This is a genomic window from Ramlibacter sp. (genome assembly GCF_028292805.1).
Classification (GTDB): Bacteria; Pseudomonadota; Gammaproteobacteria; order Burkholderiales; family Burkholderiaceae_C; genus Ramlibacter.
Map to the genome: position 1 here is coordinate 1 of NZ_JAQGLS010000159.1, position 12,876 is coordinate 12,876.

Consider the following 12,876-nt stretch of genomic DNA (forward strand, 5'->3'; position numbering starts at 1 on the left):
CCCACCCGCGGGTCCTTCAGCTCGCGCGCGATCAGCTGCGCCAGGTCGCGCTGGATCTGGTCGGCGACCTTGAAGCCGCGGTTGGGGGTGGCTGCCTTGCGCTTCACAACGTGCGGGCGATTTCCCGGACTTCGAAGAATTCGAGCTGGTCGCCTTCCTTGATGTCGTTGTAGTTCTTCAGCTTGATACCGCACTCGAAGCCTTCCTTGACTTCGCGCACGTCGTCCTTGACGCGCTTGAGCGACTCCAGCTCGCCGGTGTAGATCACCACGTTCTGGCGCAGCAGGCGGAAGTGCGCCGTGCGGGTGACCATGCCGGAGGTGACCATGCAACCGGCCACCGTGCCGATCTTGGACGCCACGAACACGGTGCGGATCTCGGCCGAGCCGATGACCTCTTCGCGCTTTTCCGGGGCCAGCATGCCCGACATCGCGGCCTTCAACTCATCGACGGCGTCGTAGATGATGTTGTAGTAGCGGATGTCGATGCCGTTGCCTTCGGCCGTCTTGCGCGCGCCGGAGTCGGCCCGCACGTTGAAGCCGATGATCAGCGCCTTGGAGGCGATGGCCAGGTTGACGTCCGACTCGCTGATGCCGCCGACCGCCGCGTACACCACCTGCACCTTGACCTCGTCGGTCGACAGCTTGAGCAGCGACTGGGCCAGCGCTTCCTGCGAACCCTGCACGTCGGCCTTGATGATGATGGGCACGGTCTTGACCGCGCCAGCCGTCATGTCGGCGAACATGTTCTCCAGCTTGGCGGCCTGCATCTTGGCCAGCTTGGTGTTGCGGAACTTGCCGGCGCGGTAGGTCGCGACTTCGCGCGCCCGGCGCTCGTCCGTCAGCACCATGAATTCGTCGCCGGCTTGCGGCACTTCGGTCAGGCCCTGGATTTCCACCGGAATGGACGGACCCGCGGTCTTGATCGCCTTGCCGTTTTCGTCCAGCATGGCGCGCACGCGGCCATAGGTCTGGCCGGCCAGCACCACGTCGCCGGTCTTGAGCGTGCCCGATTGCACCAGCACGGTGGCGACCGGGCCGCGGCCCTTGTCCAGCTTGGCTTCGATGACCAGGCCCTTGGCCATGGTGGTCACCGGCGCCTTCAGTTCCAGCACTTCGGCCTGCAGCAGCACCTGCTCGAGCAGGGCGTCGACGCCCATGCCGGTCTTGGCGGACACCGGCACGAACGGCGACTCGCCGCCGTACTCTTCCGGCACCACTTCCTCGACCACCAGTTCCTGGCGGACGCGGTCCTGGTTGGCGTCGGGCTTGTCCATCTTGTTGATGGCCACCACGATCGGAACGCCGGCCGCTTTGGCGTGCTTGATGGCTTCGCGGGTCTGCGGCATCACGCCGTCGTCCGCCGCCACCACCAGGATGACGATGTCGGTCGCCTGGGCGCCGCGGGCACGCATGGCGGTGAAGGCCTCGTGGCCGGGGGTGTCCAGAAAGGAGATCACGCCGCGGTCGGTGGTCACGTGGGACGCGCCGATGTGCTGGGTGATGCCGCCGGCTTCGCCCGAGGCGACCTTGGCGCGGCGGATGTAGTCCAGCAGCGAGGTCTTGCCGTGGTCGACGTGACCCATGACGGTCACGACCGGTGCGCGCGGCACCGATTCGGCCGTGGCCTGGCCTGCGTCTTCCTCGGCGAAGGCTTCCGGATCGTCCAGGGCGGCGGTCAGCGCCTTGTGGCCCATTTCCTCGACGATGATCATCGCCGTGTCCTGGTCGAGCGACTGGTTGATGGTGACCAGCTGGCCCATCTTCATCAGCACCTTGATGACCTCGGACGCCTTGATCGCCATCTTGTGCGCCAGCTCGGCGACCGTGATGGTCTCGGGCACGTGCACTTCGAGGATCCGCTGCTCTTGCGGCGCGGCGCCGTGCGAGTCGTCGCGGTGGTCGCGGTGGTCCTTGCGGCCACCACGGGGGCCGCCACGCCAGGAATTGCGGCCGACGCCGCCGGACGAATCGCCGCGGGTCTTGATTTCCTTCTTCTTGGCCGGATCGGTGGCCCAGCTGGACGACAGCTTGGCCGACTTGACTTCCTTGCCGGCGCCGGCTGCGGCGGGCGCGGCTGCGCCCGGACGCGGCGGCGGCGTGGCCGGCTTGTGCAGCGTGCCTTTGACGCCCGGCTTGGCCGGATCGGCCTTGACCACCGGCTTGGGCTCTTCCTTCTTGGCGATGAGCACCTTCTTGGGGGTGTTCATCATCACGCGAATGGCGGCGGCTTCGGCTTCGGCCTTGCGGCGGCGCTCGCCCAAGTCGCGGGCACGGGCGGCTTCCTCGTCGGCACGGGCCCTCGATTCGGCGGCGGCCTTCTCACGCGCTTCGGCCTGGGCCTTGGCGACGGCCTGGCCGGCCTCGTCGGCAGCGGCCTTGGCGGCGGTGGCGCCGGCTTCGGCGTTGGCGACGGCTTCGGCCTGCTTGGCGACGTACTGCTTGGCGCGGGCGTCCGCTTCCGACTGGCGCTGGTCCTCGACCGAGCGGGCCGCGGCTTCCTGCGACTCGCGTTCCTGGCGCTTGGCGGCGAGCTCTTCCTCCTGGCGACGGATCAGCTCCGCCTGGCGGCGGGCTTCCTCTTCGCGGCGGGCAAGCTCGACATCCTCGGGGGACGGGCCGGGGGGCTGCTGCACCTCGGCTTCCGGCGACTCGACGACTGCCGTGTCGGAGCCCTCGTCGCGCTTGATGAAGGTGCGCTTCTTGCGCACTTCCACCTGGATGGTGCGCGCCTTCCCGGTCGAGTCGGCCTGCTTGATCTCGCTGGTGGATTTCTTCACCAGCGTGATCTTCTTTCGGTCGGTCGCCGCAGTGCCATGGCTGGCCTGCAGGTACCCCAACAGCGCTTGCTTGTCGGCATCGCTGAGGGCATCGGTGGGGGCGGACTTGGCCACGCCGGCGCTTTTCAGCTGCTCCAGCAATTGGTCGGTCGTTTTCTTGAGTTCGTTCGCGAACTCGGCGACGGTGGTACTAGACATGTGTTCTCAGTTCCTCCCATCACTCATGTGCGGCCGTTGCCGCAGCGCCCGTGAACCAATGTTCGCGTGCTTTCATGATCAGGGTCTTGGCCTCTTCCGCGGACTGGCCAGTGATGTCCGTCAATTCGTCGACAGCCAGGTCGGCCAGTTCGTCGCGGGTGTGCACGCCGGCGTCAGCCAGTTGTGCGATGAGTTGCTGGGTCAGCCCGTCCAGGTCCTTGAGATCCTGGGAGACTTCCTCGACACTTTCCTCGCGGACGATTTCCATCGTCAGCAGGGCGTCCTTGGCGCGCGTGCGCAGCTCGTTGACGGTGTCTTCGTCGAACGATTCGATCTCCAGCATCTCCGAGATGGGGACGTAGGCGATTTCTTCCAGACTGGTGAAGCCCTCGACGATCAGGATGTCGGCGATTTCCTCGTCGACATCCAGTTTTTCCATGAACAGCGAGCGGATGGTGGATTGCTCCTCCTGCTGCTTTTGCGCCGATTCGCTGGCGTCCATGATGTTGATCTTCCAGCCGGTCAGCTCGGAGGCGAGCCGCACGTTCTGGCCGCCGCGGCCGATCGCGATGGCGAGGTTTTCCTCGTCCACCACCACGTCCATGGCGTGCTTCTCTTCATCGACGACGATCGAGCTGACGTTGGCCGGGGCCAGCGCGCCGATGACGAACTGGGCCGGGTCTTCCGACCACAGCACGATGTCGACCCGCTCGCCCGCGAGCTCATTGGTCACGGCGTTCACGCGCGAGCCGCGCACGCCAACGCAGGTGCCGATGGGGTCCACGCGCTTGTCGTGCGAGAGCACGGCGATCTTGGCGCGGCTGCCCGGGTCGCGGGCGCAGGTCTTGATCTCCAGCAGGCCCTGCTCGATCTCGGGCACTTCCTGGCGGAACAGCTCCATCATGAACTCGGGGGCCGAGCGCGACAGGATGATGGGCGCGCCGCGCAGCGTCAGGTCCACCTCCATGATCATGGCCCGCACGCGGTCGCCATTGCGCAGATTTTCCTTGGGGATCATCTCGCCGCGTCGCAGGCGTCCTTCGACGCGGCCGCTCTCGACGATGATGTCGCCCTTGTCCATGCGCTTGACGGTGCCCACGAAGATTTTGTCGCCGCGCGACATGAAGTCGTTGAGCAGCATCTCGCGCTCGGCGTCGCGGATCTTTTGCAGGATGACCTGCTTGGCGGCCATGGCGCCGATGCGGCCGATCGGCACCGACTCGATGGCTTCCTCGATGTGCTCGCCCTCTTCCGCATCGGCGATGCGTTCGCGGGCGTCCATCAGCAGCTCTTCGGCGTCGGGATTCTGCAGGCCGGCTTCGTCCGGAACCACCAGCCAGCGGCGGAAGGTTTCGTAGTCGCCGCTGTCGCGGTCCACGGCCACGCGAATGTCCACTTCCCCCTGGTACAGCTTCTTGGTGGCCTGCGCCAGGGCGGCTTCCACCGCGCCAAAGACCACGTCGCGCTCGACGTTCTTCTCGCGCGAAATGGCATCCACCAGCATCAACAGTTCGCGATTCATTTCCCTTGCTCCTGAACCCCGGCGCGCTTGCGCCCCTTGAAATCGACAATCGGTGCCAGGCGAACTTCCTTCGTTTCGTCCAGCGTGAAACCCATCGCCCGTAACGGCGCAGGCTCCTTCTTTTTAGAGACCTTCTTTCCCGGCACCGGCTCCGGCTCGTCGCTCCACACGATCTGCCAGCCGGCCTCGGCGCGCTCCAGCGCGCCGCGAAACTTGCGCCGGTTGGCCGCCACGTGGCCGCCAGCCGCGGCGCCGATGGGCGCCTTGAGCGTGATGTCGACGACCTCGCCGACGAACCGCTCGAAATCCTTCTCGTGGCGCAACGGGCGGTCGATGCCCGGCGACGACACTTCCAGCCGCTGGTAGTCGACCTCCTCGACTTCCAGCGTGTACTGCAACTGGCGCGTGACCCGCTCGCAGTCCTCGACGTTGACGCTGCGCTCGCTGCCGTCCCAGGGCCAGTCGATCGTCACGCGCAGGATGCCCCCGGGGGTGCGTTCCAGCTCCACCATGTCATAGCCAAGGCCGGCTACGGTTTGTGCGACGAGATCGGAAAGTGCCAAGTTGTGAGTCGATCAGCCAAAAAAAACGGGCGGTGATTACCCGCCCGTTTGGTCGTGAAGACGGCATTGTATCCGCTAAGGCCTTGTCCTGCAAGGATTTTGGGTGTAGCGACGAGGGAAACAGTGCGCCCTGGCCCATCCCTTGGCAGGCTCATCCGCGGCCCGCCTCAATCGTCCCGCACCGGCCCCCGCAACACCTTCACCTGGGACCGCAGGCTCTTGCCTTCGAGACGGCGTTTCTTCGAGCCGTAAGTGGGCTTGGTCGGGCGGCGGATGCGCGGTGCCTGAGCCACGCTGTCGACCAGTTCCTGCAGCCGGCCAAAGGCTTCCGCCCGGTTCATGTCCTGGCTGCGGTGGGTCTGGGCCTTGATCACCAGCACGCCGTCGCGCGTGATGCGGCTGTCGGACAAGGCCAGCAGCCGTTCCTTGTGATCCTGCCCCAGGCTGGAGCGCGGGATGTCAAAGCGCAGGTGGATGGCGCTGGAAACCTTGTTGACGTTCTGGCCACCGGCGCCCTGGGCCCGCATGGCCGTGATCTCGACCTCGGACTCCGGGATCGCGGTGGGGGGCCGCTCGATGCTCATCCGGGCGCCTCAGCCCGCCGCGGCGACAAGGATGCGGGTGTAGTCCTCGCGCGGCTGCTCCAGCACCTGCTCGACGCTGCCGGCCTCGACCACGTGGCCGTCCTTCATCACCAGCACCTGGTGCGCCATGGCGCGGATCACGTCGACGTCGTGGGTGATCAGCAGGTAGCTCAGCCCGCGCTCGCGTTGCAGCCTCTGCAGCAGCTTGAGCACCTGCTGCTGGATGGTGACGTCCAGCGCGCTGGTTGGCTCGTCCAGCACCAGCACCTGCGGCTGCACGATCAGGGCCCGCGCGATCGCCAGCCGCTGGCGCTGGCCGCCGGAAAATTCGTGCGGATAGCGGCCCAGCAGGCCCGGGAACTGGGTTTCGTTCAGGCCGACCTCGTCCAGCGTGCGCCGCACCTGCTCGCGCCGCTGGGCCATGCCCAGGCCGGGTTCATGCACCAGCAGCCCCTCGCCCACGATTTCCTCGACCGTCATGCGGGGCGACAGGGACGAGAACGGGTCCTGGAACACCACCTGCACCAGCCGGCGGATGGCCCGGTTGCGGGCCACGTCCGGCCCCCACTGCTGGCCCACCACCTCAAGCTGGCCTTCGTGCGTCACCAGGCCGAGCGCGGCCAGCGCCATGGTCGATTTGCCGGAGCCGGACTCACCCACGATGCCCAGCGTGCCGCCCGCCGGGATACTGAATTCGGCCCCGTGCACGGCCACGAAGGCGCCACGACGGAACCAGCCGCGAAAGCCCGCCAGCGGCACCGGGTAGCTGACCTTCAAGCCGCTGGCGCGCATCACCGGCCCTGCGCCGCCGCGCACCGGCTGGACGTCGCGCTTGGGGCGGCTGTCGATCAGCCGGCGGGTGTACGGGTGTTGCGGGTCGCCAAAGACCGTCTCGACGCTGCCTTGCTCCACCAGGTGGCCGTTCTCCATCACGGCGACGCGGTCGGCAAAGCGCCGCACCAGGTTCAGGTCGTGCGTGATCAGCAGCACCGCCATGCCGTTCTGGCGCTGCAGCTCGGTCAGCAAGTCCAGGATCTGCTGGCGCAAGGTGACGTCGAGCGCGGTGGTCGGCTCGTCGGCCAGCAGCAGGCGTGGGCGACAGGCCAACGCCATCGCGATCAGGGCGCGCTGGCGCTGGCCGCCCGACAGCTGGTGCGGGTAGGTGGCGGCGCGGCGGGCCGGCTCCGGGATGCCGGTGGCGGCCAGCGCCGCGACGGCACCGTCCCAGGCCTGCTTGGTGGAGACGCCGTGTTTGAGCTGGAGCACCTCGGCGATCTGGTCGCCGATGGTGTAGACCGGGTTCAGGGCCGTCATCGGCTCCTGGAAGACCATGGCGATGTCGCGCCCGCGGATGCCCAGCAGCTCGCGCTCGGTGGCCTGCAGCAGGTCGGTGGGCGCGCGGCCGGCCTGCGCCGACGCCAGCCGAGCAGCGCCGGTGATGTGGGCGTTGTGCACCAGCCGCAGCATGCTCAGCGCGGTCACGCTCTTGCCCGAGCCCGACTCGCCCACCAGCGCCAGCTTCTCGCCCGGTGCGATCGAGAGGCTGACCCCGTGCACGACTTCCTTGCCGCCGAACGCGACGCGCAGGTTCTCCAGTTCCAGCAAGGGCTGCTTCACGAGCCCTCACCCGGACCCTCTCCCGCCAGCGGGAGAGGGAGAAAATGGCGTTGCACGAGCTTCACGTATCGGCCTTTCGGGGATCGAGGGCGTCGCGCAGTGCGTCGCCCATGAAAGTCAGCAGCAGCAGCGTGGACACCAGGACGGCGAAGGTGGACAGCGAGATCCACCAGGCGTCGATGTTGTTCTTGCCCTGGCTCAGGAGTTCGCCCAGCGACGGCGTGCCCGGCGGCACGCCCAGGCCCAGGAAGTCCAGCGAGGTCAGCGCCAGAATGGAGGCGCTCATGCGAAACGGCAGGAAGGTGATGACCGGGGTCATGCTGTTGGGCAGGATGTGCTTGCCCATGATCCGGCCGTTGCCCACGCCCAGCGCCCGCGCGGCGCGCACGTAGTCCATCTGCCGGTTGCGCAGGAACTCGGCCCGCACGTACTGCGACAGGCCCATCCAGCCGAACAGCGACAGCAGGATCAGCAGCAGCGACACGCTGGGCGCGAAGATCGCGCTGAAGATGATCAGCAGGTACAGCTCGGGCATCGAATCCCAGATCTCGATGAAGCGCTGGAACGCCAGGTCCACCTTGCCGGCGAAAAAGCCCTGGATGGCGCCCGTCACCACGCCGATCAGAACGCCCAGCGTGGTCAGCGCCAGCGCGAACAGCACGCTCAGACGAAAGCCGTACAGCAGCTGCGCCAGCATGTCGCGGCCGCGGTCGTCGGTGCCCAGCAGGTTGTCGCGGGTCGGCTTGGACGGATTTGGCTCCCGCGCGAAGTAGTTCAGCGTCTTCGGCCCGTACGGGTTGGGCGGAAAGATGGCCCAGTTGTCGCCCTGCGCCAGCTGCTGCCGGATGAACGGGTCGAGGAAATCGGTTTCGGTCTGGAAGTCACCGCCGAAGGTGGTTTCCGGGTAGCTGGTGGCCAGCGGGAAGTAGTACCGGCCTTCGTAGCGCACCACCAGCGGCTTGTCGTTGGAGATCACCTCGGCGAACAGGCTGAGGATGACGACGGTCAGGAACAGGACCAGGCTGTAGAAGCCCAGCTTGTTCTTGCGGAAACGGCGCCAGGCCCGGCGCACCGGCGAGACGTGGACCCAGCCGCTGTCCATTCCCTTCGCGGGTGGTCGCGCCACCGGCTTTGCCGGGCCGCTGACCGCGCGCCCCTGCGGGGGGAGGCGGCCAAGTGCCGCTTCGGGGGGGTTAGTCGAATTTGACACGCGGGTCCACCCAGACATACATGAGGTCGCTCATCAGCTTGGTCAGCAGGCCGATCAGCGTGAACAGGTACAGCGTTCCCAGCACCACCGGGTAGTCGCGCCGCATCACGCTGTCGAAGCTCAGCAAACCCAGCCCGTCGAGGGAAAACAGCGTCTCGATCAGTAGCGAGCCGGTGAAAAACGCCCCCAGGAAGGCTGCCGGAAAGCCGGCGATGATCGGCATCAGCGCGTTGCGGAACACGTGCTTCCACAGCACGGCGCGCTCGTCCAGCCCCTTGGCGCGGGCCGTCAGCACGTACTGCTTGCGGATCTCTTCCAGGAAGGAATTCTTGGTCAGCATGGTGGTCACCGCGAAGCTGCCGACCACCATCGCCGTCACCGGCAGCGCGATGTGCCACAGGTAGTCGACGATCTTGCCGGCCACGCTCAGCTGCGCGAAGTTGCCCGAGGTGAGGCCGCGCAACGGAAACCAGCCAAGCTGGCCGCCAAAGATCACCAGCAGCGCAACCCCCAGCACGAAGCCGTGGATCGCATAGCCCACCAGCACGATCAGCGTCGTCAGCAGGTCGAACCGGCTGCCGGCCCGCACCGCCTTGGCCACGCCCAGCGGCACGGCGATCAGGTAGCTGATGAAGAAGGTCCACAGGCCCAGGCTGATCGAAACCGGAAGCTTTTCGCGGATCAGTGTCCAGACATCCTTGTTCTGGAAGAAGCTGGTGCCCAGGTCGAAACGTGCGTACTGGCCCAGCATCTGGACGAAGCGCTCGTGCGGCGGCTTGTCGAAGCCGTACAAGGCCTTGATCTGCTCGATGCGCTTCGGGTCGACCCCTTGGGCTCCGCGGTAGCTGAAGGTGCCGCCCTCGCCGCCGCCGCCGGTGCCGGCGCGCGCTTCGGCCATGTACTGCTCGACCGGGCCGCCGGGCACGAACTGGGTGACGACGAAGGTGATCAACAGCACCCCGAACAAGGTCGGGATCATCAGCAGCAGGCGCTTGAGGATGTAGGCGGCCATCAGTGAGCGGCCGGCTGCGGTTTGGCCCACCAGGTGTCGATCGCCCAGGCCTCGCCCGGCGAATACGGCGGCATGGTGGCCGTGGGCTGCAGGCGCCTGGCGTTGTAGACGAGGCGGTGGGTGCCGGCCGTCCACTGCGGCAGCAGGATGTGGGAATGCATGATGACCCGCTCCAGGGCCCGGCAGGCGGGCAACAGTTCACTCTTGGTCTGGGCGCTGGTCATGCGCTGCAGCAGGTCGTCGACGGCGGCGCTCTTGATGCCGGTCAGGTTGCCCGAGTCTTCCTGGTCGGCCGACTTGCTGCCGAACAGGTCCACGTAGTCCTGGCCCGGTGTGTTGGTGCCCGGATAGTTGAGCGTGATGATCTCGAACTGCTTTTTCTGGAAGCGCTGCTGGTACAGCGCGAAATCCACCGGCCGGAAGGTAAGCGTGACGCCAAGCTTTTCCAGGTTGCGCATCCAGGGGGTGATGGTGCGGGTGCCGCCCTCCTGGCTGTCCAGGTATTCCAGCGACAGGGTTTCGCCCTTGGCATTGCGCAGCACGCCGTCCTGGACCACCCAGCCGGCCTGCCGCAGCAGCTCGCGCGCCTGGCGCAGGTTACCCCGCAGCGAGTGGGCGCCGTCCGTGCGCGGCGGCTCGTAGGCCGGCCCGAAGGCGGCGTCGGGAATCTTGCCGCGCCACGGCTCTAGCAGCGCCAGTTCCTGCGGCGACGGCAGGCCTGCGGATTTGCAGTCGGTGTTGCCGAACAGGCCGGTGACCCGCTGGTACGAGTTGTAGAACATCTGCCGGTTCATCCACTCGTAGTCGATCGCCAAGCCCAGGGCCTGCCGCACGCGCGCGTCCTGCAGCTTGGGGTTGCGGGTGTTCAGGATGTAGCTCTGGAAGCCGGACGGCAGGCGATGCTTGAACTCGCCCTTGACCAGCTCGCCGGTGTTGAACTTGCGGCCGTTGACCCGCCGCGCCCAGTCGCCGGCGGAGAAAAAGCGCATCAGGTCGAACTCGCCGGCCTTGACGGCCTCGAGCTTGGCCGTGTTGTCCTTGTAGATCTTGACGGTGATGCGGTCGAAGTTGGAGGTGCCGCGGCGCACGTTGAGGTCCCGCGCCCAGTAGTTCGCGTCGCGCACGTAGGTGATGTCCTTGCCGAAGTTCACCGGGCCGATCTTGTAGGGGCCGCTGCCGATCGGGATGTCCATCACCACCTGGTCGAACGGCTTGGCCTTGCCGCTTTCCATGCCCCACTTGCGGCTGAAGATCGGCAGGCCGCCCACCGTCAGTGGCATTTCGCGGTTCTTGCGCTTGAAGCGGAACCGCACCGTGCGTTCATCCAGCACGTCGAGGCCGGCCACGTCCTCCAGCGCCGTCTTGTAGGCCGGTGAGGTGTGCGGGCCCATGAGCGTGTCGTAGGTGTGCCTGACGTCGCCCGCCAGCACCGGATCGCCATTGTGGAACCGTGCCTGCGGCCGCAGCCGGAAGGTGGCCGACAGGCCGTCGGCCGGCACCGCCACGTCCTCGGCCAGCAGGCCGTAGCCGGAGCCGACCTCGTCCTGGGCGCCGGACAGCAGGCTGTCGAACATCAGCCCGGACAGGTAGGCCGGCGGCGAGCCCTTGATCGTGAACGGGTTGTACTTGTCGAAGGTGGAGTAGCGCAGGTTGCTCACCAGGCGCAGCTCTCCCCCCTTCGGTGCATTCGGGTTCACGTAACCGAAATGGGCAAAGCCGGAGGGATAGTTCAGGTCCCCCCACAGCGCGTAGCCATGGGCGGCCCAGGCGGCCGGGGCCAGGGCCCAGGTCAACAGAAGCAACAAACCTCGCATGCGACAATTCTGACGAGTTTTTGAAAGCGAGAGTTCCATGGGCTTCCTGTCTGGCAAGAAATTGTTGATTACCGGCGTTCTTTCGAACCGCTCGATCGCCTACGGCATCGCGCGCGCCTGCCACGCGCAAGGCGCGGAGCTGGCCTTCAGCTACCAGGGCGAGCGCTTCAAGGAGCGCATCACCGAGTTCGCCGGCGACTTCGGCTCCAGCCTGGTGTTCGACTGCGACGTGGGCGACGACGCCCAGATCGCCAGGCTGTTCCAGGACCTGTCGGCCAGCTGGCCGAAGTTCGACGGCTTCGTGCACAGCATCGGCTACGCCCCGCGCGAGGCGATCGCCGGCGACTTCCTGGAGGGGCTCTCGCGGGAGGCCTTCAAGATCGCGCACGACATCAGCGCCTACAGCTTCCCGGCGATGGCCAAGGCCGCCCTGCCCTTGCTGAACGACAAGTCGGCCCTGCTGACGCTGACCTATCTGGGCGCCAGTCGCATCGTGCCGAACTACAACACCATGGGGCTGGCCAAGGCCTCGCTGGAAGCTTCGGTGCGTTACCTGGCGGAGTCGCTGGGCCCCAAGGGCATGCGCGTCAACGGCATCAGCGCCGGTCCGATCAAGACGCTGGCGGCCAGCGGCATCAAGGGCTTCGGCAAGATCCTGTCGGTGGTGGCCGAAACCTCGCCGATCCGCCGCAACGTCACCATCGAGGACGTCGGCAACGTCGCGGCCTTCCTGCTCAGCGACCTGGCCGGCGGCGTGACGGCGGAGATCACCTATGTCGACGGCGGCTTCAGCCAGGTGGTGGGCGGGATCGCGGAACCGGCGGCCTGAACGAGGTCGAGGTCGGGGCCGGGCTGCGCATCGCGCGGCCCGGTCCCTTTGCGAAGAGCACCCGGCTTTGCGGTCCTCCTCGCACTGACCGGCCACTGAAAAATCGCTCCAAGCGATTTTTCGGTGATTGCTACACCGTCCGCCCGAACGGCCCGTCGCTGCCCACCTGCACCAGCTTGCCTGGCGGCATCGCCGGCGGCGTCACCTGGGCTGGGTCGCGGGCCACGCAGTCGGCGTAGTAGCGCACCTTGCCGTCGTCGCTCTGGATTTCCACCAGGCCGTGGATGTCGGTCTCGAAGCCCGGGCACTGGGCGTTGAACTCGCGCGAGAACTTCAGGTAGTCGACGATCTTCTTGTTGAACACCTCCCCCGGAATCAGCAGCGGGATGCCCGGCGGGTACGGCGTGACCAGGCTGGTGGTGATGCGGCCTTCCAGCTCGTCGATCTCCACCCGCTCGGTCTTGCGGTGTGCGATGTAGGCATAGGCGTCGCTGGGCTTCATTGCCGGCGTCAGGTCCGACAGGTACATCTCGGTGGTCAGGCGCGCGATGTCGTACCTGGCGTACAGCGCGTGCACGTGCTGGCACAGGTCGGCCAGTCCCATGCTCTCGTAGCGCGGGTACTGCTGGCAGAACTCCGGCAGGATGCGCCACATCGGCTGGTTCTTGGCGTAGTCGTCCTTGAACTGCTGCAGCGCCGACAGCAGCGTGTTCCAGCGGCCCTTGGTGATGCCGATGGTGAACAGGAT

The 12,876-nt window shown here is 66.8% G+C and carries 9 protein-coding genes and 1 pseudogene; 1 reads left to right on the top strand and 9 read right to left on the bottom strand.

Translation table 11 applies throughout. The annotated features are described in order from the left end of the window. Positions 1-103: 103 nt before the first annotated feature. The 8 genes from infB to JWP65_RS09515 form a co-directional block, all read right to left on the bottom strand. A complete protein-coding gene (gene infB / locus JWP65_RS09480; protein WP_299763070.1) occupies positions 104-2,977 on the bottom strand; it encodes a translation initiation factor IF-2 in 2,874 nt (957 codons plus the stop codon). A gap of 19 nt (positions 2,978-2,996) precedes the next feature. After that, the gene (gene nusA / locus JWP65_RS09485; RefSeq protein WP_299763071.1) at positions 2,997-4,499 is read right to left on the bottom strand and encodes a transcription termination factor NusA; all 1,503 of its coding nucleotides are present in this window, start codon (positions 4,497-4,499) and stop codon (positions 2,997-2,999) included. Beyond that, positions 4,496-5,062, bottom strand: coding sequence for a ribosome maturation factor RimP (gene rimP, locus JWP65_RS09490; RefSeq protein ID WP_299763072.1), 567 nt, complete (start codon positions 5,060-5,062; stop codon positions 4,496-4,498). Before rimP ends, nusA begins: the two co-directional genes overlap by 4 nt. A 167-nt stretch (positions 5,063-5,229) precedes the next feature. Continuing rightward, on the bottom strand, positions 5,230-5,646 hold the full coding sequence (arfB, locus tag JWP65_RS09495) for an alternative ribosome rescue aminoacyl-tRNA hydrolase ArfB (protein WP_299763073.1): 417 nt from the start codon (positions 5,644-5,646) through the stop codon (positions 5,230-5,232). Between the two features lie 9 nt (positions 5,647-5,655). Then, positions 5,656-7,263 (bottom strand): ABC transporter ATP-binding protein, encoded by a 1,608-nt coding sequence (locus JWP65_RS09500; protein WP_299763074.1) that lies wholly within the window; start codon positions 7,261-7,263, stop codon positions 5,656-5,658. Positions 7,264-7,324: 61 nt separating this feature from the next. Next, positions 7,325-8,365: an ABC transporter permease gene (locus JWP65_RS09505; protein ID WP_299763075.1), complete on the bottom strand. Its 1,041-nt coding sequence runs from the start codon at positions 8,363-8,365 to the stop codon at positions 7,325-7,327. 91 nt (positions 8,366-8,456) lie between these two features. Further along, positions 8,457-9,485 (bottom strand): microcin C ABC transporter permease YejB, encoded by a 1,029-nt coding sequence (locus JWP65_RS09510; protein WP_299763077.1) that lies wholly within the window; start codon positions 9,483-9,485, stop codon positions 8,457-8,459. Then, positions 9,485-11,299: an extracellular solute-binding protein gene (locus JWP65_RS09515; RefSeq protein WP_299763079.1), complete on the bottom strand. Its 1,815-nt coding sequence runs from the start codon at positions 11,297-11,299 to the stop codon at positions 9,485-9,487. Before JWP65_RS09515 ends, JWP65_RS09510 begins: the two co-directional genes overlap by 1 nt. Before the next feature lie 37 nt (positions 11,300-11,336). Between JWP65_RS09515 and fabI the strand changes: the two genes are divergently transcribed. Continuing rightward, positions 11,337-12,128: an enoyl-ACP reductase FabI gene (gene fabI / locus JWP65_RS09520; RefSeq protein WP_299763081.1), complete on the top strand. Its 792-nt coding sequence runs from the start codon at positions 11,337-11,339 to the stop codon at positions 12,126-12,128. Positions 12,129-12,258: 130 nt separating this feature from the next. On the opposite strand, the pseudogene JWP65_RS09525 reads toward fabI, so the two are convergent. Continuing rightward, positions 12,259-12,876 (bottom strand): annotated as a pseudogene (locus JWP65_RS09525) (lysine decarboxylase); the annotation flags it as partial.